This window comes from Lysobacter sp. CA196, from assembly GCF_052078695.1.
Classification (GTDB): domain Bacteria; phylum Pseudomonadota; class Gammaproteobacteria; order Xanthomonadales; family Xanthomonadaceae; genus Lysobacter.
Genome location: NZ_JBQJIN010000003.1, coordinates 117,743 through 144,740, shown reverse-complemented (window position 1 = coordinate 144,740; position 26,998 = coordinate 117,743). Strand labels below are relative to the sequence as shown.

2 protein-coding genes are annotated in these 26,998 nt (G+C 69.5%); both read right to left on the bottom strand.

The features are described 5' to 3' along the window. Entirely contained in the window at positions 1-7,365 is a 7,365-nt protein-coding gene (locus ACTOWK_RS04430) for an amino acid adenylation domain-containing protein (RefSeq protein ID WP_441328980.1), read from the bottom strand. After that, positions 7,362-26,987, bottom strand: coding sequence for a non-ribosomal peptide synthase/polyketide synthase (locus ACTOWK_RS04425; RefSeq protein WP_441328979.1), 19,626 nt, complete (start codon positions 26,985-26,987; stop codon positions 7,362-7,364). Before ACTOWK_RS04425 ends, ACTOWK_RS04430 begins: the two co-directional genes overlap by 4 nt. Positions 26,988-26,998: the final 11 nt, after the last annotated feature.

Sequence of the window (26,998 nt, the reverse complement as noted above, 5' to 3'; positions counted from 1 at the left end):
TTAGGAAAGAGAAAGGTCGGCGCTGCGCGGGGCGCCGCGCGCGGATCGGGAGATGGCGCGGGTGCCGTGCAGGGAGCGGTTCATCGCCTCGGCGATCGCGGCGACCAGCGTCTCGTCCTGCATCATCGACATGTGGGTGCCGCCGATCGGGGCGATGCGCAGGCGCGGGCCGAGCAGTTGCGCCCAGCCGTTGCTGCGGTCGGCGCGTTCCGGGTGCTGGGCGCTGAACAGATCCGATTCCAACGGCAGCAGCTCGGGCGCGTACTCCACGCAGGCGCGGGCGACCTGGTTGGCGACCAGGAAGCGGCGGTCCATCTCGTGCGCGCTGATGTCCGGCCGCAACCAACCGCTGCGATGGCATTGCGCGATCATCGCGTCGAGGTCGTCGAGCGCGAGCAGGCCGCGCAGCATCGGCGGCGTCAGATCCGGGCGCAGGTATTCGAGGGTGCGGATCAGGAAGTGCTTGGTCTGGCCGATCTCGCCCTCCATGTCCTCGGCCTTGAGTCGATAGGTATCGATCATGCCGAGGTACTGCACCGACTCGCCCAGCTCCAGCAACTGGCGCGCGACCTCGTAGGCGATCAACCCGCCGCCGGACCAACCGGTCAGGCGATACGGCCCGGCCGGCTGCACCGCCATGACCTGGCGCAGGTAGTCGCGCGCCATCGCCACCACGCTGCGATACACCGGCGGGTCTTCGTGCAGGGCGCGGGCTTCGATGCTGTACACCGGTACCTGCGGGTCGATGAAACGCGCCAGCCGTTCGTAGGCGAGCACCGTGCCGAAGCCTTCATGGAAGCAGAACAGCGGCGGCCGTGCGCCGCCGATGCGCACCGGGATCAGGATCGAAGCCGTCGCCGCGTCAGCGGCGCAGGGCGTCGCCAGCGCTGCCAGTTCGGCCAGGGACGAGGCATCGAACACTTGGCGCAGGTCCAGCGCCAGGCCGCGCCGGCGCGCAGCGTCGATCAGCCGGGTGATCAGCAGCGAATGTCCGCCGAGGTCGAAGAAGTTGTCGTGCCGCCCCACTCGTCCGGCCTGCAGCAGTTCGCTCCATATCGCCGCCAACGCGGTTTCCGCTTCGCCCTGCGGCGCTGCGTACTCGCCGTGGGCGACCGCATCGGCATCCGGCGCCGGCAGCGCCTTGCGGTCGAGCTTGCCGTTGGCGGTCAGCGGCAGCGCATCGAGCACCACGAACGCGGCCGGCACCATGTACGCCGGCAAGCTCTTATGCAGATGCGCGCGCAGGGCGTCGGCCTGCGGCGCAGTACCGCCATGGGTGAGATAAGCGAGCAGGCGCTTGCCGCCGCCGGCGTCCTCGTCGGCCAGCACCACCGCTTCGCGCACCTGCGGATGCAGCAGCAGCTGCGCCTGGATTTCGCCGGGCTCGATGCGGAAGCCGCGGATCTTGACCTGATGGTCGTTGCGGCCGAGGAACTCGATCGCTCCGTCGGGCAGCCAACGCGCCAGATCGCCGGTGCGGTACATGCGCGCCTGCGGGTCGGCGCCGAAGCGGTCGCGCACGAAGCGCTCGGCGCTGAGCTCGGGCCGGTTGAGGTAGCCCAGGGCCACGCCGTCGCCGCCGAGGTACAGCTCGCCGACCGCGCCGACCGGCACCGGTTCGCCGTGACGGTCGAGGATGTAGGCACGGGTGTTGGAGATCGGCCGGCCGATCGGCACGCTCAGCGCATCCCGCGCCAGCTCCGCGACCGGGTGCGCGGTGGCGAAGGTGGTGGTCTCGGTCGGGCCGTACACGTGCAGCAACTGCCGCGGCGCTCCCTCGCCCAGCACCCGGCGCACCATCCCGGCGTCGCAGCGCTCGCCGCCGAACAGCAGGTAGCGCAAGCCGGCGAACATGCCCGGCATCGCCGCGGCGTACTGGTTGAACAGCGCGGTGGTCAGGAACAACGCAGTCGCCCGGTGCTCGCGCAACTGCGCCTGCAGCCGCGCCGGCACCAGCAGGTCGTCGCGCGAGAGGATCAGCACGCTCGCGCCGTTGAGCAGCGCGGTCCAGATCTCGAAGGTCGAGGCGTCGAAGGCCGGGTTGCTGCAATGGGCGATGCAGTCGCCGGCTTCGATCGCGGCGTAGCCGTTATCGATCGCCAGGCGGTTGACCGCACGGTGCGGCACGATCACCCCCTTGGGCTCGCCGGTGGAACCGGAGGTGTAGATCACATAGGCCGGCTGCTGTGCGTCCAGTCCTGCGGGCGGTGTCGGATCGTGATCGGGCGCACGCCCGATTGCGTCGTCGTCGACGTCCATTACCAGCACCGGCCATGCCGACTCGGGCAATTGCGCCTTGAGCCGTTGCTGGGTCAGCAGCAGTGCCGGCGCAGCGTCGTCGAGCAGACGCGCGAGACGCGCGGCCGGATAGCCGGTGTCGAGCGGAACGTAGGCCGCGCCGGCCTTGAGGATCGCCAGCCAGGCGATCACCAGTTCCATGCTGCGCTCCATGCACAACGCCACCCGTTGGCCGGGCCCGACCCCGCGGTCGCGCAGGTGGTGGGCCAGCCGGTTGGCGCGCCGGTTGAGTTCGGCGTAGCTGAGCCGCTGGTCGTCGTGCAGCAACGCCACCGCATCGGGCGTCGCCGCGGCCTGGCGTTCGAACACGCTATGCACGCAGAGTTCGCGCGGATAGTCGCGGGCGGTCGTATTCCAATGCTCAAGCACCTGCTGGCGCTCGTCCACGCCGGCCAGCGCGATCGCATCCACCGGCTGGGTGTCGTCGCGCGCCATGCCGCGCAGCATCGCCTCGAAATACCCCAGATGGCGCTGCATCGTGGCTTGGTCGTACAGCGCAGTGGCGTAGCACAGATGGCCGGCGATGCCGTCCTGGGTGTCCTGCAGTTCCAGGGTCAGGTCGAACTTGGCCTGGGTCGAGGCGACGGTGATTTCCTCCAGGCCCAGCCCGGCCAGTGCGAAGTCCGAATGCATCGCGTTCTGCCAGGCGAACATCAGCTGGAACACCGGGCTGTGCGCGCGAGTGCGCTGCGGCTTCAGCGCTTCGACCACTTGCTCGAACGGCAGGTCCTGGTAGTTCTGTGCCTGTAGTACGTCGGCGCGGACCTGGGCAAGCAGCTCGGCGACACTGGGCGCGCCGGCGAAATCCAGGCGCAGCGCCTGGGTGTTGACGAAGAAGCCGATCAGGTTCTCGAGTTCAGCGCGGGTGCGGTTGGCCACCGGCGAACCGATCACCACTTCGTCCTGGCCCGACAGCCGCGCCACCAGCGCGCCCCAGGCCGCCAGCAGGGTCATGTACAGGGTCGTGCCGTGGCGTTGCGACAGCGCCTTCAGCGCAGCGCCGAGTTCCGCGTCGAGTCGGATCGGCAGGCTGTCGCCCCGGAAATCCTGCGCCGGCGGGCGCGGCCGGTCGGTGGGCAGCGCCACCAGCGCCGGTGCGCTGGCCAGTTGCCCGCGCCAGAACGCCAATTGGCGTTCCTGTTCGGCACCGGCGAAGGCACGGCGCTGCCACAGTGCGTAATCGGCGTACTGCAACGGCAGCGGCGGCAGCGGATCGTCCTGTAGCGACACGCCGTCCAGTGCGTAGGCGCGGTACAGCTGGGCCAGTTCGTCGGTCAGCACGCCCAGCGACCAGCCATCGAAGACGATGTGGTGCATGGTCAACAGCAGCACATGGTCGTGTTCGTCCACCCGCAGCAAACGGGCGCGGACCAGCGGCCCGCGTTCGAGATCGAACGGGGTCTGTGCTTCGACTTGCTGCCAGTGCGCGATTTCGGCGTCCGTGTCGCCGCCGAGTGGGTGCTGGCGCAACGGCAGTCCGGCGGCGGCATCGATGCATTGCATCGGTTCGCCATCGCGGGTTTCGAAGCGCGTGCGCAGTGCTTCATGGCGCTGCACGATGCGGTCCAGCGCGGCCTGCAGCGCGGCGCGGTCGAGCGCGCCGCGCAAGCGCAGCCCGCCGGGCATGTGGTAGGCGGTGCTGGCTTGTTCGCCCATCTGGGCGATGAACCACAAGCGCTGCTGCGCGAACGACAGCGGCAGCCGTTGTGGCCGTGTGGCCGGCGTCAGTGCGGGTTGGACGCTGGCGGGTGCGGCGCCGGCCTGGGCGGCGAAATCGTGCAGCAGCGGATGCGCGAACAGGCTCGACATGGGCATTTCCACGCCCAGGCGCTGGCGGACCCGCGACATCAGTTGCACCGCCAGCAGCGAATGCCCGCCCAGGTCGAAGAAGCCGTCGTTGCGCCCGACCCGCTCGACCTGCAGCAGCTCGCTCCAGATCCCGGCGATGGCGATCTCGGTCTCGCCTTGCGGCGCTGCATAGGCGCGCCGCGCGAATGCGGTGTCGTCCGGCGCCGGCAAGGCGCGGCGGTCGAGTTTGCCGTTCGCGGTCAGCGGCAGCGCGTCGAGCGCGACGTAGGCGGCCGGCACCATGTAGTCCGGCAACACTTGCGCCAGCGCGTCGTGCAACATCGCCGCCTCGGGTTCGGCATCGGCTGCGGCGACCAGGTAAGCCACCAACCGTACCTCGCCCGGCGCGTCTTCGCGAGCCAGCACGGCGGCTTCACGTACGCCCGGCAACTTGAGCAACTGCGCTTCGATTTCGCCGGGCTCGATGCGCAGGCCGCGGATCTTCACTTGGTGGTCGTTGCGGCCCAGATACTCGATCGTGCCGTCGTCGCGCCAACGACCCAGGTCGCCAGTCTTGTACATGCGCGCACCGGCTTCGGCGACGAAGGGGTCGTCGAGGAAACGCTCGGCGGTCAGCTCGGGGCGGTTGAGATAACCGCGTGCGACCTGCGCGCCAGCGATGTGGATCTCGCCCGGTGCGCCGGCCGGCACCGGCTGACCAAAGCGATCGAGCAGATAGATGCGGGTATTGGCGATCGGGCGGCCGATGTGGACGACTGCGTCGTCGTGGTGCACCACGCCCGAGGTCGCCACTACCGTGGTTTCGGTGGGGCCGTAATTGTTGACCAAGTCGAACGGCAGATCCGCCGCCGGCAACCGGCTCAGGCGGTCGCCGCCGGTCAGCAAGGAGCGCAGATGCTTGCGGCCGCCCTGCCCGCGCGCCAATGCGGCATCGGCCAGCGCGGTGACCAGGAAGCCACTGTGCAGCTCCTGCGATTCCCACCACGACAACAAGGCCGCCGGATCGCCCGCGGTCGCCGATGGCGGCAAAGCCAGGGTCGCGCCCTGGCACAGCGCCGGCCAGATTTCCCAGGTGCAAGCATCGAAGGCGACGCCGGCGGTGCTGGCGGTGCGTTCGCCCGGCTGCAACGGGAAGGTTTCGCAATGCCAGCCGATCAAGTTAGCGAGGTTGCGATGCTCGACCATGACCCCGTTCGGGCGCCCGGTCGAACCCGAGGTGTAGATCACGTAGGCCAGATGCTCGGGCAGCAATCCGGTGGCGGCGCGCTCGGGATTGCTCGCCGGTCGCTGCTGCCAACTCGGTTCGTCGACCACCAGCACGCTCGCGGTCGCCAGTGCCCGGCACGCCGGCAACTGGTCCTGTAGCGCGGCCTGGGTGAGGACGACGCGCGGGCGGCTGTCGTCGAGCATGAAAGCGAGCCGGTCCTGCGGATACGCCGGATCCATCGGCACGTAGGCGCCGCCGGCTTTGTGCACGGCCAACCACGCCACGAGCATGTCCGGCCCGCGCGCCATCGCCACCGCGACTCGCGTCTCCGGGCGCACGCCCTGCGCCAGCAACTGGTGGGCGAGCCGGTTGGCCTGTCGGTTGAGCTCACCGTAGCTCAGGCGTTGGCCTTCGTGTTCGATCGCGGTCGCGTCCGGCGCCAGCGCCGCACGTTGCTCGAACCGTTCATGGGCGCACACGTCGAGCGGGTAATCGCGCAGCGGGCCGTGGTTGTGCGGGACGCCATGCGCGAGCGGGCCTTGCGCTGGGGCACCCGGCCCTTGCGCGCCGTCGACCAGCGCGATCGCATCCACCGGCTGCGCATCGTCGCCGGCCATGCCGCGCAGCATCGCTTCCAGGTAATCGCGATAGCGCTGCACGCTGGCGCGGTCGTACAGCGCGCTGGCGTAGCCGAGCGTGCCGCGGATGCCGCCGTCGGCTTCGTGCAGGTCCAACTCCAGGTCGTACTGCGCGTTGTGTTCGAGCGTGCGGCCCGGCAGCGCGTGCAGGCTCAGGCCGTCCAGGGCGAGGTTCTCCTCGGGCGTGTTCTGCCAGGCGAAGGTGAGCTGGAAGACCGGCGTGTGGGCCAGGGTGCGCTCGGGCTTGATGGCCTCGACCACTTGCTCGAACGGCAGGTCCTGGTGGCTCTGCGCCTGCAACACGCGCTCGCGCACCTGCGCCAGCCACTGCGCCACGCTCGGGCGATCGCTCAGGTCCAGGCGCAGGGCCAGGGTGTTGACGAAAAAGCCGATCAACGGCTCGGTCTCGACCCGGGTGCGGTTGGCCACCGGCGTGCCGATCACCACCTCGTCCTGGCCGGACAGGCGCGCCAGCACCGCGCCCCAGGCCGCCAGCAAGGTCATGTACAAGGTCGTGCCGTGGCGCTGCGACAGCGCCTTGAGCGCGGCGGCCAGCTCAGCGTCGAAGGCGATCTGCAGGATTTCGCCGCGATAGTCCTGCGCCGGCGGGCGCGGCCGGTCGCTCGGCAACTTGATCAGCGCCGGCGCGCCGGTCAGTTGTTCGCGCCAGAAGTCGAGCTGGCGGCGATGCACCTCGCCGCTGAGCCAGTCGCGTTGCCATACCGCGTAATCGGCGTACTGGATCGGCAGCGCCGGCAGCGGGTCTTCGTCGTAGGGCACGCCGCCCGTCGCGTAGGCGCGGTACAGCGCGTCGAGCTCGCCGGCGAGGATGCCCATCGACCAACCGTCGGAGACGATGTGATGCATGGTCAGCAGCAGCGCATGCTCTTGTAGAGCGTGCTCCTGCATAGCGTGCTCCTGCGCGGCCAGCCGCAGCAGGCGGCCGCGCACCAGCGGGCCGTGGTCCAGATCGAGCGGCGTATCGAACTCGGCACGCTGGTGCTGCGCAACCGCCGCCTGCGGATCGGCTTCGGCGCTGAGGTCGTGGCGTTGCAGTTCGAAGCGCGCGTGCTCGCTGACGCATTGCACCGGTTGCTCGTCGATCACGGCGAAACGGGTTCGCAATGCTTCGTGGCGCTGCACGATCCGGTCCAGCGCCGCCTGCAGCGCCGCCTCGTCGAGCGCGCCGCGCAGGCCCAGGCCGAACGAAAGCGTATGCGCGGTCGGCCACATCTGGGCGATGAACCACAGCCGCTGCTGCGAGAACGATGCCGGCCAGTGCGCGCGCGCCTGGCTGCGCGCCGGAATACCGGCGCTGACGGCCGGCTTGAGCGGAGCGCGCGATGCTTTCGCCGCACGCAACAAGGCCTCGCGCTCGGCGCGGTTGAGGTTTTGCAGGCTCGCTTTGTTCATTGCACGGTACCTCTTTGCTGGGCGGCGATCAGCTCCAGATCGTCGGCGTCGAATTGGGCGAGCTGGTGATCGACGATGGCCTCGGCGAACTCGGTCAGGCGCGCGTTGGAGAACACCGTCAGCAGCGGGATATCGATCTCCCACTGGCTGCGCACTCGCGAGATCAGCCGTGTCGCCAGCAGCGAATGTCCGCCGAGCTCGAAGAAATGGTCCTGGCGGCCGATCCGCTCGATCCCGAGCAGTTCGCTCCAGATCTGCGCGAGCTCGGTTTCGATCTCCCCCTCGGGCGCTTCGAACGCGCTGGGCGCGAGCCCCGCCCCCAACGGCAGCGGCAGCGCCTTGCGGTCGACCTTGCCGTTCGGCGTCACCGGCAGCGCATGCAGCACCACCCAGGCCGACGGCACCATGTAGTCCGGCAGGGACTGCGCCAAGGCCGCGCGCAAGGTCTGCGGGTCGAGTCCGGCGTCGGCGCCATCGGCGACGTAGGCCACCAGCGACTTGTCGCCGGACGCGTCTTCGCGCGCCAGGACCAGCGCTTCGCGCACGCCGGGCTGGGCGAGCAGGCGCGATTCGATCTCGCCCAGCTCGATGCGGAAGCCACGCACCTTGACCTGGTGGTCGTTGCGGCCGAGGAAGTCGAGGGTGCCGTCGGCGCGCCAGCGCGCCAGGTCGCCGGTGCGGTACATGCGCGCACCGGTTTGCGCGGCGAACGGATCGGCGAGGAAGCGTTCGTCGCTGAGCGCGGGATGGTTGAGATAGCCCAGCGCCACCTGCGCGCCGCCGATGTACAGCTCGCCGGCGACGCCGACCGGCACCGGTTCGCCATGCGGGTCGAGCACGTACACGCGCACGTTGGCGATCGGTCGGCCGATCGGCGGCGATGCGGTCTCGCCAGGGTCGCAGTCGTGCATGCTGGCGCACACCGTGCCCTCGGTCGGGCCATAGGCGTTGATCAACCGCCGGCCCGGCGCCCAGCGCCGCACCTGCGCGGCGCTGACCGCTTCGCCGGCGAGGATCAACGTGCGCAACTGCGGCAAAGTCGCGTGTTCGGGCAGCGTCGCCAGCAGCGCCGGCGGCAAGGTCGCGTGGCTGATGCGATGTGCGTCCAGCCAAGCCACCAATTCCACGCCGGCCAATACGCCCGGCGGCGGCAGGTGCAGGCTGGCGCCGCACAACAGCGCCATCATCACCTCGGAGATGCAGGCGTCGAAGCTGAAAGATGCGAACTGCACCACCCGGCTGTCGCGATCCACGCCGAAGCCGGCGATCTGCGCCTGGGCGAGATTGCACAGGCCGCGATGGCTGGCCATGACGCCCTTGGGTTTGCCGGTGGAACCGGAGGTGTAGATGACGTAGGCCGGATGCGCATCGCTGAGCCCCATCGCCTGCGCGTCCGGATCGGTCTCCGACAGCGACGCCCATGGCGCGGTGTCGGTCATGTCCACCACCGGCGTGCGCCACAGGATCGGGCTCGCCGGCAATTGGTCCTGCAGCGCGGCGGTGGTGACCAGCACCCGCGGCCGGCTGTCGCGCAGCATGTAGTCGAGGCGGTCCTGCGGATACGCCGGGTCCAGCGGCACGTAGGCGCCGCCGGCCTTGAGCGTGGCCAATACCGCAACCACCGTGTCGACGCTGCGCTCCAGGCAGATCGCGATCTTTTCGTCCGGCCCGGTACCGAGTGCGCGCAGATGCTGCGCGAGCCGGTTGGCGCGGCGGTTGAGTTGGTCGTAGCTGAGCCGCTCCTCGCCCTGGGCCAGGGCCAAGGCCTGCGGAGTGGCCCGCACCTGCCGCTCGAACAGTTCGACCACGCGCGTGTCGGGTTGCGGCCACTCGGTCGCGGTGTCGTTCCACTCCTCCAGCACGCGCCGGCGCTCGGCCGCGTCGAGCACATCGATGCGCCACGAGGGCGTTTGCGGTGCCTGCTCCAGTGCGTCGTCCAGGCGTTCCAGCGCCGTCTGCATGTAGGCGCAGACGCGTTGCGGATCGATCGGGCGATCGACCAGCGCCTTGAGCAGGAAATCCTCGCCCAGGTCGTCGACCGCCATGATCGCCGGCACGTGGTTGGTCCGCTCCACCGCCGACAGCACTTCCAGGCCCTGCGCCCAGTCCGGACGCGCGGCCTGCGCATCGGTGTCGACGCTGTGGCGGTAGTTCATCACCGCCGAGAACAACGGCGCGCCCGCCGGCAGCGCACTGCAGCGCTGCACCAGGGCCAGCGAGGCGTGCTCGTGGCCGACCAGCTCCGACAGGGTCGCATGCGCCTGCAGCACGCCGGCGCGCACGCCAATTTCGCCCAGGCGTATCCGCATCGGCAAGGTGTTGATGAACAAGCCCATCGCACGTTCCGAGCCGGCACCGCCCTGCAGGCGGCCGAACAGCACGGTGCCGAACACCACATCGTCGCGGCCGCTGGCCTTGGCCAGCACCTGCGCCCAGGCCCAGTGGAACAGGCTGGCGGTGCTGACGCCCAGGCCGCGGGCGTGGGCGCGCAGGCGCTGGGCCAAGGCCCGCGGCAAGGTCCGTTCGGCCTCGCGCAAGTGTTCGCCCTCGCCCCGCACCTTGAGCATGCCGAACGGCGCGGTGGGTTCCTCGACATCGCCTAGCATGCGGCCGAAGAAGCTTTCGTGTTCCTGCGCGCTGACGCCGAGGCGGGCCTGGGCGACGAAGTTGCGGAACGGCACCGGTTCGGGCAGTTCGTCGCTGCGGCCCGAGACGATCAGGCCGATCTCCTCCAGCAAGGTGTCGATCGCGGTGTGGTCGAGCACCAAGTGGTGATGGACCAGCTGCAGCAGCCAGCGCTCGCCGGCCGCGTCGAAGGCGGTGTAGCCGTGCATCAGCGGCGCCTTGTGCACGTCCATCCGGTGGCGCGACGGATCGGCGTATTCGGCCAGCCGCGTGGCGACATCGCCGTCGGGCAACTGCGGCGCGCCGACTTCGAAGCGGGCGCGGCGCCAGACCACCTGCACCGGTTCGGCCAGGCCTTCCCACAGCACCGCGGTGCGCAGCACGTCGTGGCGGTCGATCACTTGCTGCAAGGCCTGCACGAACGCGTCCAGGCGCGTGCGCGAGTCGAACGCCAAGGTGGTCGAAAGCAGATAGGCATCCCCCTGCGACTGCAGCAGGTGATGGAACAGGATGCCTTCCTGCAACGGCGCCAACGGATAGATGTCTTGCACGTTGGCCGCCCCGCCCGGCACCGCGGCGACGATGCGGGCGATCTGCGCCTGGTCCAGCGACAGCAGCGGCAGCATCTCCGGGGCGATCGCGGTGCAGCCGTCGGCGATGCCGTTGGGCGGCACGACCACCTCGCGCGAACCCGAACGAGCCGCCTGCGCCACCGCTTCGGCCAGCCCGGCCAGGGTCGGCTGTGCGAACAGGGCGCGGATGTCCAGGTGCAGGTTGCGGCGGCGCAGAGTGCCCATCAGGCGCACCGCCAGCAGCGAATGGCCGCCGAGTTCGAAGAAGTTGTCGTGGCGGCCGATGCGTTCGACCCCGAGCAGTTCGCTCCAGATCGCCGCGAGCATGGTTTCGGTGGCGCCCTGCGGCGCCTGGTACTCGCGTTGCGCGAACGCCACGCCGCCCGGTGCGGGCAGCGCCTTGCGGTCGAGCTTGCCGTTGGCGGTCAGCGGCAGCGCGTCGAGGGCGACATAGGCGGCCGGCACCATGTAGTCCGGCAGTGCTTCGACCAGGGCTTCGCGCAGCGCCTGGGCCTGCGGCGCGGCGCCATGTTCGGCGACGACATAGGCGACCAGGCGGACCTCGCCGGGCGCGTCGCTGCGCGCGAGCACCGCGGCCTCGCGCACGCCCTCGTGGCGCAGCAACTGCGCTTCGATCTCGCCGAGTTCGACGCGGAAGCCGCGGATCTTGACCTGCTCGTCGATGCGGCCGACGAACTCCAGCTCGCCGTGTTCGCCGATATGGCGGACCAGGTCGCCGGTCTTGTACAGCCGACCTTCCATAAACGGATCGGCGATGAAGCGCTCGTTCGTCAGCTGCTCGCGGTTGAGGTAACCGCGGGCCACACCGGCGCCGCCGATGTACAACTCGCCGATGCTGCCGGCCGGTTGCAGTTGCAAGCCGGCGTCGAGCACGTACAACCGGGTATTGCCGATGGGGCGGCCGATCGGCGCGGCAACGGCGTCTTCGAGTTCCGCAAGTTGCTCGGCCGAGCTCAAGGTCCAGATGCTGCAGCCGACCACGGTTTCGGTCGGGCCGTACTCGTTGACGAAGCGCGCCTGCGGCAACAGGTCGCCCTTCCAGCGCCGCAAGGTCGCCATGGTCAGCTGTTCGCCGCCGACCACGATGCAATGCGGCGCCTGGTTCGACCCGGCATCGCGCTCCAGGTAGGACAAGGCCTCCAGGTGCGCCGGAGTGATCTTGAACAACCAGCCCTCGCCCGCCGCGAACAGCCGTTCGGACAGTCGCGCCAGCACCTCGGTGTGCTCGCCGTCGGGCAGCAGCCATACCGGCTTGCCGGCCAACAGCGGCGGCAGCAAGGTGGTCAGGGTCGCATCGAAGCACAGCGGCGAACTGACCACCGAACCGGCCACGCCGGGCAGATACGTCTCCACTGCATGGGCGAGGTAGTTGCTGAGCCCGCCGTGTTCGATCACCACGCCCTTGGGCTGGCCGGTCGAACCGGAGGTGTAGATCACGTACGCGGCATCCTCGGCGGCCACCGCCGGCAATTCGCCTTGTGCGTAGTCGTCGAGCCAATGTTCGTCGGTGGCCGCATCGTCCATCAGCACGACGTCCACGCCCTGCAGCGGCAATTCGTCCATGGTCGCCGCTTCCAGCAGCGCCCAGCCGATGCCGGCGTCGTTGACCATGTAGCCCAGACGGTCCTTGGGCAGCTTGGGTTCGAGCGGTACATAGGCCGCGCCGGCCTTGAGCACGCCGAGCACGGCGATCAGCAGCTCCGGTGAGCGCGACAGATAGATGCCCACCCGTGCTCCAGCGCTGACGCCGGCCTCGAGCAGATAACGCGCCAGGCGGTCGGAACGTTGATCGAGTTCGGCGTAGCTCAGTTCCAGTCCTTCGTAACGCACCGCCAAAGCGTCCGGCGTCGACCCGGCCTGGGCCTTGAAGCGGTCGTGTGCGGTCGTACGCGGATAGTCGCGTTCGCTCGCGTTCCACGGCCCGAGCATCTGCGCGCGCTCGCTATCGTCCAGCAGCGGCGCCCGGTCGATCTCGGCTTGCGGCGCGTCGACCATGCTTTCGAGCAGGCGCACGAAGTGACGCATTGCCTGCGCGACCCACCAACCGTCGAACAGGCCGGCGTTGTAGACCAGCCGCAGCTGCAAGCCGCCGTCGTGCGTGGACACGCATAGGTTCAGATCGCAGCGGCCGTGGCCGGCATGGGGTTCGAGCAGGTGCGCGGCGATGGCGCCGCTGCGCAGGCTACGGCCAGCGGCGTCATCGTAGGCGAAGGCCGCCGCCAGCGGCACGGCAGCTTCGCCTTCGATGCGCGCGGCGATCAGCTCGAACGGCAGATCGCCGTAGCGAGCGGCGTGCTTGCGCGTCCGCGTCAATCGATCCAGCAGACCGGCGAAATCGGCCCCGGCCGGCACCGAAACGCGCAGCGGCCGTAGCCCGGACAGCGGACCTACCACTGCTTGCAGCCCGTCGGCCTCGCGGCCAGCGACTTCGGTGCCGAGGACGAATTCGTCCTGGCCGCTGTAGCGCCGCAGCAAGGCCGCGAAACCGGTCAGCAGCGCGTCCTCCAGGCTCGTCGAATGCTGCTGCGCGAAGTCGCGCAGACGCGCGACCAGCGAGGCATCGATGGTCATGCGATGGCGGCCGGCGACGAATGCCGGTTGCGTCGGACGCGGCCGGCTCAGAGGCAGTTCCAGCGTTCGCGCGGCGCCCTGCAACTGCGCCCGCCACTGCAGCAGGGCCGGTTCCAGCGCCTGCGCATCGAGGCCGGACTGCCAGTGCAGCCAGTCGCCATAGGCCAACGGCAACGCCGGCAGTTCCGGCGTGCGGCCTGCGGCCAGCGTCGCGTAAGCGGTGACGATCTCCTGGCCGAGCAATCGCAGCGAACGCCGGTCGGCGACGAGGCGATGGATCGTCAGGCACAGCCAGGCATGGCCGTGATCGTCGTGCAACAGCTCGGCGCGCAGCGGCGCCCGGTCGAGGTCGAGGGATTGCTGCGCCGATGCCAAAGCGGCGTCCTCTGCGCTCTGCCCGGCTTCGAGCGCGATGACCGGCAAGGCCAGCAGCGCGGGCGGCTGCACGCACTGGCGAGCCTCGTCCGCCTTGCCGTCGAAGCGCACGCGCAGCGCATCGTGACGCGCCAGCGCCAGATTCAACGCGGCCTGCAACTGCGCGGCGTCGACCGTGCCCTCGAACTCCAACAAGCCCACCGACTGATGCGCCGTGGCATCGCCGGCGAAGCCCTCGGTCCACAACCGCCGTTGGTACGGCGACAACGTCAAAGGCACCGACTCCGATGAAGTCGGCGCTGCCGGCACCAGCATGCCCGCAGCGGGCAAAGCCTCGTCGACGGCGAGTTCGTCCAGGCGTGTCTGCGGCGCCGCGGCGGCCGCGGCGAGCAAGCGCTCGAAACGTTCGGCCAGACGCTCGATGGTGGCGTGCTCGTACAGCGCGGCGTCGTACTCATAAGCGACTTCCAGGCCGCCGTCGCGTTCGTTGAGATACAGAGTCAAGTCGAACTTGACCGTATGCTCGGCCAGCGGCAGCTCTTCCAGACTCAACTCCGGCAGGCGCACCACCGGGTCCGGCACGCTCTGCATCTGCAGCATCACCTGGAACAACGGCGGCACGCCGGGGCGGCGCAGCGGTTTGAGCTCTTCCAGCAGTTTGTCGAACGGCAGGTCTTGGTGCAGATAGGCCTGGATCAGGGTCGAACGCACCTGTTGCAGCAAGGATTCGAAACTCTGCGCCGGGTCCAGCCGGGTGCGGATCGCCTGAGTGTCGAGGAACAAGCCGATCAGCGGCTCGACTTCGGCGCGGCCGCGGTTGGCGACCACGGTGCCGACGTTGAGATCGTTCTGGCCGTTGTAGCGCGACAGCAGCAGGTTGAACGCCGCCATCAGCGCCATGAACAAGGTGCCGTTATGGCGCGCGGCCAGCTCGTTGAGCGCGGCGACGGTGGTTTCCGGAATCCGGGTTTGGACCATGCCGCCCGCGAAGCCCTTGGTCGGCGGACGCGGGTGGTCGGTCGGCAGCGCCGAGAACGCCGGGCTGCCGGCGAGCTGGCCGCGCCAGTAGCCGAGCAGGCGCTGCTGCGCCGCCTCGTCGAGGCAGTCGCGTTGCCACAGCGCGTAATCGGCGTACTGCACCGGCAGCGGCGGCAGCGGATCGCTGTTGTGCGCGCTGGCGTATGCGCCGCCTTGCGCATAAGCGCGGTAAAGCGCGCTGAGCTCATCGGCCAGCACCCCCAGCGACCAGCCGTCGGAGACGATGTGATGCACGGTCAACAGCAAGGCATGGTCGGTTTCGTCCAGGCGCAGCAGGCGGCCGCGGATCAGCGGGCCGCGGTTCAAGTCGAAGGGTTCGGCCGATTCGATCCGGCTCCAGTGCGCGACCGCGGCGTCGCGCTGGTCGGCAGGAAGATCGAGCGGCTGATAACCCAGTTGGAAACGCTCGCCCGCATCGAACCGTTGCACCGGCCGATCGTCGACCACCTCGAAGCGGGTGCGCAGCACTTCGTGACGGCGGACGATGCGGTCCAGCGCCGCCTGCAGCGCCGGCCGGTCGAGCCTGCCGCGCAGGCGCAGGCCGATCGGCATGTGATAGGCGGCGCTGGCGTCCTCGCCGAACTGCGCGGCCAACCACAAACGCTGCTGCGCGAACGACAGCGGCACTTGCTCCGGGCGCGTCGCCGGCAGCAGCGCAGGCAGCTCCGTCGCCTGCGCGTCCGCGGCCATGCGCGCGAAATCGCGCAACACCGGGTAAGCGAATACGCTGGACAGGGCGATGTTGAGGCCGAGCGACTGGCGCAGGCGCGAGATCATCCGCACCACCAGCAGCGACTGCCCGCCGAGTTCGAAGAAGTTGTCGTGGCGGCCGACCCGCTCGACGCTCAGCAGTTCGCTCCACAGGCCGGCCAGCGCGGTTTCCAGCGGGCCTTGCGGGGCTTGATAGTCGCGCTGGACGCCGATCGCACTGCCGGGCGCGGGCAGCGCCTTGCGGTCCAGCTTGCCGTTGGCGGTCAGCGGCAACGCGTCGAGAGCGATATAGGCGGCCGGCAGCATGTAGTCCGGCAGCGTCTGTGCCAGCGCCTTGCGCAGCGCCGGCAGGTCGAGGCCCGACTCGCCCGACTCGCCCGAGCCGACCAGATAAGCGACCAGGCGCTGGTCGCCGTGTTCGTCGCGGCTGGCCAGCACCGCGGCCTCGCGCACGCCGCCGTGGCGCAGCAACTGCGCTTCGATCTCGCCCAGTTCGATGCGGAAGCCGCGGATCTTGACCTGCTCGTCGATGCGGCCGACGAATTCCAGTTCGCCGTGTTCGCCGATATGGCGAACCAGGTCGCCGGTCTTGTACAGCCGATTAGTGCGGAACGGACCGGCAAGCGGGTTCGAGCTGGATGGACCGGCAAGCCGGTTCGAGCTGGACGGACCGGCAAGCCGGTCCGGGCCGAACGGATTGGCGATGAAGCGCTCGTCGGTGAGCTGCTCGCGGTTGAGGTAGCCGCGGGCCACACCGGCGCCGCCGATGTACAACTCGCCGATGCTGCCGGCCGGTTGCAGTTGCAAGCCGGCGTCGAGCACGTACAACTGGGTATTGCCGATGGGGCGGCCGATCGGCGCGGCAACGGCGTCTTCGAGTTCCGCAAGTTGCTCGGCCGAGCTCAGGGTCCAGATGCTGCAGCCGACCACGGTTTCGGTGGGGCCGTACTCGTTGACGAAGCGCGCCTGCGGCAACAGGTCGCCCTTCCAGCGCCGCAAGGTCGCCATGGTCAGCTGTTCGCCGCCGACCACGATGCAATGCGGCGCCTGTTTCGACCCGGCATCGCGCTCCAGGTAGGACAAGGCCTCCAGATGCGCCGGGGTGATCTTAAACAACCAGCCCTCGCCTGCCGCGAACAGCCGTTCGGACAGTTGCGCCAGCACCTCGGTGTGTTCGCCATCGGGTAGCAACCACACCGGTTTGCCGGCCAACAGCGGCGGCAGCAAGGTGGTCAGGGTCGCATCGAAGCACAGCGGCGAACTGACCACCGAACCGGCCACGCCGGGCAGATAGGTCTCCACTGCATGGGCGAGGTAGTTGCTGAGCCCGTCGTGTTCGATCACCACGCCCTTGGGCTGGCCGGTCGAACCGGAGGTGTAGATCACGTACGCGGCATCCTCGGCGGCCACCGCCGGCAATTCGCCTTGTGCGTAGTCGTCGAGCCAATGTTCGTCGGTGGCCGCATCGTCCATCAGCACGACGTCCACGCCCTGCAGCGGCAACTCGTCCATGGTCGCCGCTTCCAGCAGCGCCCAGCCGATGCCGGCGTCGTTGACCATGTAGCCCAGACGGTCCTTGGGCAGCTTGGGTTCGAGCGGTACATAGGCCGCGCCGGCCTTGAGCACGCCGAGCACGGCGATCAGCAGTTCCGGTGAGCGCGACAGATAGATGCCCACTCGCGCCCCGGTCGCGACGCCGGCCTCGAGCAGATAACGCGCCAGGCGGTCGGAACGCCGGTCGAGTTCGGCGTAGCTCAGTTCCAGTCCTTCGTAACGCACCGCCAAAGCGTCCGGCGTCGACCCGGCCTGGGCCTTGAAGCGGTCGTGCGCGGTCGTACGCGGGTAGTCGCGTTCGCTCGCGTTCCACGGCCCGAGCATCTGCGCGCGCTCGTCTTCGCCGAGCAGGTCGATCTGCCGCGACGGCGTCAGCGGCGCATGCTCCAGCGCCTCGGCCAACCGTTCCAGGATCGTGTGCAGGTAGGCGCAGACCCGTTCTGGCGCGACCGGCTCCTCGATCTGCGCGCGCAACTCGAAGTCTTCGCCCAGATCGTCCACCGACAGCGTGAACGAGTAGTTGGTGCGTTCGCGCACCGACAGCATCTGCGCACCCTGCGCCCAGGCGGGCGCCGCGTCGCCGGCCGGCGCGGTGTGGCGGTAATTCAACAGCGCCGAGAACAGCGGCGCAGTCGGCGGCAAGGCGCTGCAGCGCTGGGCCAGGGCCAGCGGCGCGTGTTCGTGCACGACCAGATCCGACAGCGCCGCGTGGGTCTGGCGGATGCCGTCGCGCACCCCGATCTCGCCCAGGCGCACGCGCATCGGCAAGCTGTTCATGAACAGTCCCGCCGCGCGGTCGGCGCCCTCGCCGCCCTGCAGCCGGCCGAACAGCACGGTGCCGAACACCACATCGTCGCGGCCGGTGCTCTTGGCCAGCAACTGCGCCCAGGCCCAGTGGAACAGGCTGGCGGTGCTCACGCCCAAAGCGCGTGCCTGCTTGCGCAGGCGCAGCGACAGCGGGCGCGGCAGGGTCAGTTCGGCTTCGTGCACGTTGTCGCCGTCGCCGTGCACCTGCAGCAGGCCGAACGGCGCGGTCGCTTCGTCGACGTCGCCGAGCATGCGGCGGAAGAACGCCTCGTGCTCCTGCGTGCTGACCCCGAGTTTGGCCTGGGCGACGAAGTTACGGAACGGCACCGGCTCGCGCAGCTCATGGCTGCGGCCGCTGCGGATCAGGCCGATTTCTTCGTAGATCAATTCGACCGCGACGTGGTCCATGGCCAGGTGGTGTTGCCACAGCAACAGCATCCAGCGGCCGCTGCCCGCGTCGAATGCGGCCCGGCCGGCCATCAGCGGCGCCTGTCGCACGTCCATGCGCGCGTCGCGCGGGTCGGCCAACTCGGCCAGCCGCGCGGCGGCGTCGCCGCCGTCCGGCTCGAGGGTCAACACTTCCAGCGTGGCCTGGCGCCATACCACCTGCACCGGCTCCGGCAGGCCTTCCCACAGCACCGCGGTGCGCAGCACGTCGTGGCGGTCGATGACCTGCTGCAGCGCCTGCACGAAATCGTCCATCGCCTCGCGCGATTCGAACGACAGCAGCGAGGACAGCAAATAGGGGTCGCCGCGGGTCTGCAGCAGATGGTGGAACAGGATGCCGTCCTGCAGCGGCGCCAGCGGGTAGACGTCCTGGACATTGGCCGCGCCGCCCGGCACGGCCGCGACCAGCGCGGCGATGTGCTGCGGGTCGAACGACACCAGCGGCAACATCCACGGTTCGATCGCGGTGCAGCCGTTCGCCGGAATGCCGTTGGGCGGCACGCTCACGCCGTGCCAGCCGTTGCGGCGCGCTTCCTCCACCGCCTGCGCCAGCCCGGCCAGGGTCGGCTTGGCGAACAGGGTGCGGATATCGGCGTGCAGCGATTCGCGGCGCAACCGCTCCATCAGTTGCACGGCCAGCAAGGAATGGCCGCCGAGTTCGAAGAAATTGTCCTCGCGACCGACGCTCTCGACCCGCAGCAATTCGCTCCAGATCCGCGCCAGCGCGATTTCGGTTTCGCCCTGCGGCGGCTCGTAAGCGCGCTGGACGAAGGCGTCGCCCTGCGGCGCCGGCAATGAACGGCGGTCGATCTTGCCGTTGGGCATCAGCGGCAAAGCCGACAGCGCCACATAGGCCGCCGGCACCATGTAGTCGGGCAACGCCCGCGCCAGCGCTTCGCGCAGGCGCTGCGGCTCGGCCGCGGCATCGCCGCCGGCGACCACATAAGCCACCAGCCGGCGCTCGCCGGCCGCATCCGCGCGCGCCAGCACCACCGCTTCGCGCACGCCGTCCAGGCGCTGCAGTTGCGCTTCGATCTCGCCCAGTTCGATGCGGAAGCCGCGGATCTTGACCTGCTCATCGTTGCGGCCGAGGAATTCCAGGCTGCCGTCGGCACGCCAGCGGCCGAGGTCGCCGGTCTTGTACATGCGCATGCCGGGCCGGCCGGCGAAGGGATCGTCGAGGAAACGTTCGGCAGTCAGTTCCGGGCGGTCCAGATAACCGCGCGCCAGCGTATCGCCGCCGATATGGATCTCGCCGGCGACGCCCAGCGGCACCGGCTGGCCGCGGCGGTCGAGCAGGTACACCGAGGTGTCGGCCAGCGGCTGGCCGATGTGCACGTCGCCGGCTTCGCGCACGTCCTGCACGGTGGCCGCGATCAAGGCCTCGGTCGGGCCGTAGGCATTGAACAGACGCGGACGATGGCCGCGGCGCGCCGCCCAGTCTTCGATCGCGCGCGCCTCGACCGCCTCGCTGCCGATGATCGCGATGCGCACGCACTCGGGCAGCGCGACCGACGCGTCGGCGCTGACGTACTGCCAGAACTTGGTCGGCAGGTCGACCACGCTGATGCGCGCCAGCGCGCACAGGCGCCAGAACTCCACGCCGCCGGTCTGCCATTGCGGCGTGCGCAGCACCAGGGTGGCGCCGATGGTCAGCGCGCCCATGATCTCTTCCAGCGACACGTCGAAATTGATCGGCGCGAATTGCAGGATGCGGTCGTCGCTACGGAAGCCGTAGCGCTGGTTGAGGCCGGCGATGCGCAGGCTTAGCGGGCCGTGTTCGATCGCCACGCCCTTGGGCTGGCCGGTCGAGCCGGAGGTGTAGATCACATAGGCCAGATGGCCCGGCTCCAGGCCGGTGTCGGCGCGGTCGAGGTCCGCGTCGGACAGGGTTTCCCAGGGCCGCTGCGGGCCATCCAGATCGAGCACCGTGCGTGCCGGGTCCGGCGCCCGCGCGGCTTGCAGCGCCTGTTCGGTCAGCACCACCCGCGGCCGGCTGTCGGCGAGCATGTAGTCCAGTCGTTCCTGCGGATAGGACGGGTCCAGGGGTACGTAAGCCCCGCCCGCCTTGAGCGTGGCGAGGATCGCGACTACGGTCAGCGGACCGCGTTCCAGGCAGATCGCCACGCGCTGGTCGGCGCCCACGCCGAGCGTGCGCAAATAACGCGCCAGGCGGTTGGCGCGACGGTTGAGTTCGGCATAGCTCAGGCGCTCGCCGTCCTGTTCCAGGGCGATGGCCTCGGGTGCGAGTTGCGCATGGCGTTCGAACAGTTCGTGCACGCACGCCGGCGTCTGCGCCGGTTGTGCGCGCAGTCGGTTCCAGGCGCTCAGCAGCTGATGGCGCTCGGCCGCGCCGAGCACGTCGATGCGCCAGGCCGGGGTCTGCGGCGACTGCTCCAACGCCTCGACCAAACCTTCGAGCGCGCGTTGCATGTAGGCGCATACGCGCAAGGGATCGACCGGTTGCAGCGCCTGCGCGGTCAGCTTGAAACCTTCGCCGAGGTCGTCCACCGACAGATCGATGGGATAGCTGGAGCGCTCGCGGGTCGCCACCAGGCTCACCCCAGGCATCCCTTCGAGCGCGGGCTCGCCGTCGGCCGAGTCGGCGCTGTGGCGGTAGTTGAGCATGGCGGTGAACAGCGGCGCGCCCGCCGGCAGCGCGCTGCAGCGCTGCGCGAGCGCCAGCGAAGCGTGTTCGTGCGCGACCAATCCGGACAATGCGGCGTGAGTCCGGCGGACGCCCTCTTCCACCCCGATATCGCCCAGCCGCACGCGCAGCGGCAAGGTGTTGATGAACAAACCCATCGCCCGGTCCGCGCCGGCGCCGCCGCGCAGGCGGCCGAACAGCACGGTGCCGAACACCGCCTCGTCGCGGCCGGCGGTCTTGGCCAGCACTTGCGCCCAGGCCCAATGGAACAGACTCGCGGCGCCGACGCCGAGGCGCCGCGCATGCCGGCGCAGGCGCGCCGACAGCAGCGCCGGCAAGCTCAGTTCGGCTTCGTGCGCGTCGTGGCCGCCGCCGTGCACCTGCAGCAGGCCGAACGGTGCGGTCGGTTCTTCGACATCGCCGAGCATGTCGCGGAAAAACGCTTCGTGCGCCTGCGCGCTCACCCCGAGCCGGGTCTGGGCGACGAAGTCGCGGAACGGCACCGGCGGCTGCAGTGCCTGCGTGCGCCCGGACAGGATCAGGCCGACTTCGCGCAGCATCACCTCCAGCGCGGTGTGATCGAGGGCGATATGGTGGTGCACCAGTTGCAGCAGCCAGCGTCCGGCGTGGCGGTCGAACGCGGCCTGGCCGCGCATCAGCGGCGCGCGGGTCAGGTCGATCCGCTGCGCGCCTTCGCTGCGTTCGAGCGCGGCGGGGACGTCTTCCTCGTCGAATGCCAGCGTCTCCAGCTGCAGCGGCGCCTGGCGCCAGACCACCTGCAGCGGTACGTCCTGCCCTTCCCAGGCGATCGCGGTGCGCAGCGCGTCGTGGCGGTCGACCACCTGCTGCAAGGCCCCGACGAAGGCGTCGAACCGTTCGCGCGTGTCGAAGCCCAAGGTGATCGACAGCACGTAGGGATCGCGCTCGCGCTGCAGCAGGTGATGGAACAGGATGCCTTCCTGCAACGGCGCCAGCGGATAGATGTCCTGCACGTTGGTCGCGCCGCCCGGCACCGCGGCGGCGATGCGTTCGATCTGGGACGGGTCCAGCGTCGCCAGCGGCAGCATGTGCGGCGCGATCGTCGCGCTGCCGGCCGGGATGCCGTTCGGCGGCACCGTCACCTCCAGCGGCCCGGCCTGGGCGGCGTGTTCGATGGCGCGGGCCAGCGCCGCCAGGGTCGGGCTGGAGAACAGCGCGGCGATATCGGCCTGCAGGCCTTCCTGGCGCAGCCGCTCGACCAGTTGCACGGCCAGCAGCGAATGGCCGCCGAGTTCGAAGAAGTTGTCGTGGCGGCCGATCCGCTCGATCCGCAGCAGCTCGCTCCAGATGCGTGCGAGCACGATTTCGGTCTCGCCTTGCGGCGCTTCATAGGCGCGCCGCGCGAATGCGGTGTCGTCCGGCGCCGGCAAGGCACGGCGGTCGAGTTTGCCGTTCGCGGTCAGCGGCAACGCATCCAGTGCGACATAGGCCGCCGGCACCATGTAGTCCGGCAACACCTGCGCCAGCGCGTCGTGCAGTAGCGCAGCCTCCGGCGTGGGATCGGCGACCAGGTAGGCCACCAGCCGTACCTCGCCCGGCGCGTCTTCGCGAGCCAGCACGGCGGCTTCCTGCACGCCCGGTAGCTTGAGCAACTGCGCTTCGATTTCGCCGGGCTCGATGCGCAGGCCGCGGATCTTCACTTGGTGATCGTTGCGGCCCAGATACTCGATCGTGCCGTCGTCGCGCCAACGACCCAGGTCGCCGGTCTTGTACATGCGCGCACCGGCTTCGGCGACGAAGGGATCGTCGAGGAAACGCTCGGCGGTCAGCTCGGGGCGGTTGAGATAACCACGTGCGACCTGCGCGCCAGCGATGTGGATCTCGCCCGGTGCGCCGGCCGGCACCGGCTGACCAAAGCGATCGAGCAGATAGATGCGGGTATTGGCGATCGGGCGGCCGATGTGGATGACCGCGTCGTCGTGGCGGACTGCGCCCGAGGTCGCCACTACCGTGGTTTCGGTGGGGCCGTAGTTGTTGATCAAGTCGAACGGCAGGTCCGCCGTCGGCAGCCGACTTAAACGGTCGCCGCCGGTCAGCAAGGAGCGCAGATGCTTGCGCCCCCCCTGCCCGCGCGCCAGTGCGGCATCGGCCAGCGCGGTGACCAGGAAGCCACTGTGCAGCTCCTGCGATTCCCACCACGACAACAAGGCCGCCGGATCGCCCACGGTCGCCGATGGCGGCAAGGCCAGGGTCGCGCCCTGGCACAGCGCCGGCCAGATTTCCCAGGTGCAAGCGTCGAAGGCGACGCCGGCGGTGCTGGCGGTGCGTTCGCCCGGCTGCAACGGGAAGGTTTCGCAATGCCAGCCGATCAGGTTGGCGAGGTTGCGATGCTCGACCATGACCCCGTTCGGGCGCCCGGTCGAACCCGAGGTGTAGATCACGTAGGCCAGGCGATTGGTCGAAGCCTGCTCCAGTGAAGCCTGCTCTGCTTGAGCCGGCGCGCTCGACGGGTGCCCTTCCCACGCTTGTTCGAATGCATCGTCGGTCGCATCGAGCGCCAGCACCGCCCAGTCGCCTCGCAGCGCATCGTTGTGCGCCAGTTCGGCTTGCGTCAGCAGCGCCAGCGGCGCGCTGTCGTCGAGCAGATCGCGCAGGCGTTCGGCCGGCGCAGACGGGTCCATCGGTACGTAGGCACCGCCGGCCTTGAGCACGGCCAACATCGCCGTCGCCAGTTCCGGGCTGCGGCGCAGGCACAGCGCCACCCGGGTTTCGACGCCGACGCCTCGCGCACGCAACGCAAGCGCTAGGCGATCGGCGCGCGCATCGAGTTCGGCGTAGCTCAGGCACCGGTCTTCGTGTTCGATCGCCACCGCCTGCGGCGTGCGTGCCGCCTGCCGCTCGAACAGCTCGTGCACCAGCGCATCGCGCGGGTAGTCGCGAGCGGCTTCGTCCCAGGACGCCCGCATACGGCCGTGTTCGGCCTCGTCGATCAACGCGATCGCGTCCACCGCCTGGAGGTCGTCGCGGACCATGCCGCGCAACATCGCCTCCAGGTAGCGCAGGTGGCGCTGCACCGTCGCCGGCTCGAACAGCGCGCTGGCGAAATTCAGCGCGCCGACGATGCGCTCGCCGCTTTCCTGCAGCTCCAGGGTGAGATCGAACTTGGCGTCGGTGGCCGCCAGCGGCAGCTCGCGCAACTTCAATCCGTCGAGTTCGAAGGCCGCCTGCGGCGCGTTCTGCCAGGCGAACATCAGTTGGAAGATCGGGCTGTGGGCGAGCGTGCGCTCGGGCCGGAGCGCTTCGACCACTTGCTCGAAGGGCAGGTCCTGATGCTGTTGGGCCTGCAGCGCTCGCTCGCGCACCTGGGCCAGCAACGCCGCCACGCTCGGGCGCTCGGCCAGGTTAAGGCGCAGCGCGACGGTGTTGACGAAGAAACCGATCAGCGGCTCGGTCTCGGTGCTGGCGCGGTTGGCGATCGGCGTGCCGACCACCACTTCGTCCTGTCCGGCCAGCCGCGACGCGAGCGCGCCCCAGGCCGCCAGCAAGGTCATGTACAAGGTCGTGCCGTGGCGCTGCGACAAGGCCTTGAGCGCGGCGGTCAACTCGCGGTCGAACGCGACCTCCAGACTGGCGCCGCGATAGTCCTGCACCGCCGGCCGCGGCCGGTCGGTCGGCAGCGCCACCAGCGCCGGTGCATCGCTTAATTGCGCGCGCCAGAACGACAACTGTCGTTGCTGCACTTCGCCGCTGAGCCAACGGCGTTGCCACAGACTGTAGTCGGCGTACTGCACCGGCAGCGCCGGCAGCGGATCGATCCGGGGCGCCGCCCCTTGCCCGGCATAGGCGCGGTACAACGCGCCCAGCTCGCCGGCCAGCACGCCCAGCGACCAGCCGTCGGCGACGATGTGATGCAGCGTCAGCAGCAATACGTGGTCTTGCTCGCCCAGGCGCAGCAGGCGACCGCGGATCAGCGGACCGGCGCCGAGGTCGAACGCAGTGTCGGCTTCGATACGTCGCCACGCGTCGATGGCTTCGGCGGCCGGCCCGCGCTCATCGCTCAGATCGTGCCGGCTCAATGCGAAGCCGGCGGAGTCGGCGATGCGCTGCACAGGAGCGCCGTCGAGCAACGGGAACCGGGTGCGCAGCGCTTCGTGGCGCTCGACGATACGATCCAAAGCGGCTTGCAGCGCGTTCCCGTCGAGCACGCCTTGCAGGCTGAGCGCGTAGCTCAGGTGATAGGCGGCGCTGGCCTGCGCACTCATGCGCGCGATGAACCACAGACGCTGCTGCGCATAGGACAGCGGCAGCGGTTGCGGCCGCTCGCCCGGCGTCAGAGCCGGGAGCCGGCTGCGTTGCGCCCGGCTCGCCAGCGCCGCGGCGAAATCGCGCAGCAGCGGATGGGCGAACAGGTCCGACATGGCCAATTCCAGCCCCAGGCGCTGGCGCACGCGCGCCAGCATCTGCGCGGCCAGCAGCGAATGCCCGCCGAGCTCGAAGAAATGGTCGTTGCGACCGATGCCTTCGACGCGCAGCAACTCGCTCCAGATGGCCGCGAGTGCGGTCTCGGTGCCTTCGTGCGGAGCCTGGTAGCGTTCGCGCCGGACCAGGCCGGCGTCGCTCGGCGCCGGCAGGGCCTTGCGGTCGATTTTGCCGTTGAGGGTCAGCGGAAACGCCGTCAGCGGCATCCACGCGGTCGGCACCATGTACTCCGGCAGCGCATCGGCCAGCGCATCGCGCAAGGCCTGCGGCTCGGGCTGCGTAGCGCCGTCGCCGACCACGTAGGCGGCCAGATACGGGTTGCCCGGCACGTCTTCGCGCGCGAGCACCAAGGCTTCGCGAACCCCGGGTTGGGCGAGCAGGCGCGATTCGATTTCGCCCGGTTCGATACGGAAGCCGCGGATCTTGATCTGATGATCGTTGCGGCCGAGATACTCGAGCGTGCCGTCCTCGCGCCAACGGCCCAGGTCGCCGGTCTTGTACATGCGCGCACCGGCTTCGGCGGCGAAGGGGTCGTCGAGAAAACGTTCGGCAGTCAGTGCCGGGCGGTTGAGATAACCGCGTGCGACCTGGGCACCGCCGATATGAATCTCGCCCGCTGCGCCGGCCGCCATCGGCTGGCCGTGCTCGTCGAGCAGATAGATGCGGGTATTGGCGATCGGGCGGCCGATGTGGACGACCGCATCGTCGTGGCGGACCACGCCCGAAGTCGCCACCACCGTGGTTTCGGTCGGGCCGTAGTTGTTGACCAAGTCGAACGGCAGGTCCGCCGTCGGCAGCCGACTTAAACGGTCGCCGCCGGTCAGCAACGAGCGCAAAGGCTTGCGGTCGCCCTGCCCTCGCGCCAATGCGGCATCGGCCAGCGCGGTGACCAGGAAACCGCTGTGCAGCTCTTGCGACTCCCACCACGACAACAAGGCCATGGGGTCGCCCGCGGTCGTCTTCGGCGGCAAGGCCAGGGTCGCACCCTGGCACAGCGCCGGCCAGATTTCCCAAGTGCAGGCATCGAAGGCGACGCCGGCGGTGCTGGCGGTGCGTTCGCCCGGCTGCAACGGGAAGGTTTCGCAATGCCAGCCGATCAAATTGGCCAGATTGCGGTGTTCGACCATGACCCCGTTCGGGCGCCCGGTCGAACCCGAGGTGTAGATCACGTAGGCCAGGCGATTGGTCGAAGCCTGCTCTATGGAAGCCTGCTCCATTGGAACGTGCTCTTCCCAATCGCGCTCCGTCCTATCGTCGTCCGCATCGAGCGCCAGCACCGCCCAGTCGCCGCGCAGCACATCGTTGTGCGCCAGCTCGGCGTGCGTCAGCAGCACCAACGGCGCGCTGTCGTCGAGCAGATCGCGCAGGCGTCCGGCCGGCGCAGACGGGTCCATCGGTACGTAGGCACCGCCGGCTTTGAGCACGGCCAGCATCGCCGTCGCCAGTTCCGGGCTGCGGCGCAGGCACAGCGCCACCCGGGTTTCGACGCCGACGCCTCGCGCACGCAACGCAAGCGCTAGGCGATCGGCGCGCGTATCGAGTTCGGCGTAGCTCAGGCACCGGTCTTCGTGTTCGATCGCCACCGCCTGCGGTGTGCGTGCTGCCTGTCGCTCGAACAGTTCGTGCACCAACACATCGAGCGGGTAGTCGCGGACGGCGCCGTCACCAGTCGCGGGCACGCACTGTTGTCCCGCGCCGCCAGCCGCGTCCGCAGCCTGTTCGACGGAATCGCGCACGGCGCTCGCATCGGAATTCTTCGCCAAGGTCTGTCCGGAGCCGGCTTCGCAGTTGTTCATTCCCAAGATCC

Coding starts and splice junctions, on each gene's coding strand:
- ACTOWK_RS04425 (WP_441328979.1), bottom strand. CDS start 26,987: ATGAACAACTGCGAAGCCGGCTCCGGACAGACCTTGGCGAAGAATTCC.
- ACTOWK_RS04430 (WP_441328980.1), bottom strand. CDS start 7,365: ATGAACAAAGCGAGCCTGCAAAACCTCAACCGCGCCGAGCGCGAGGCC.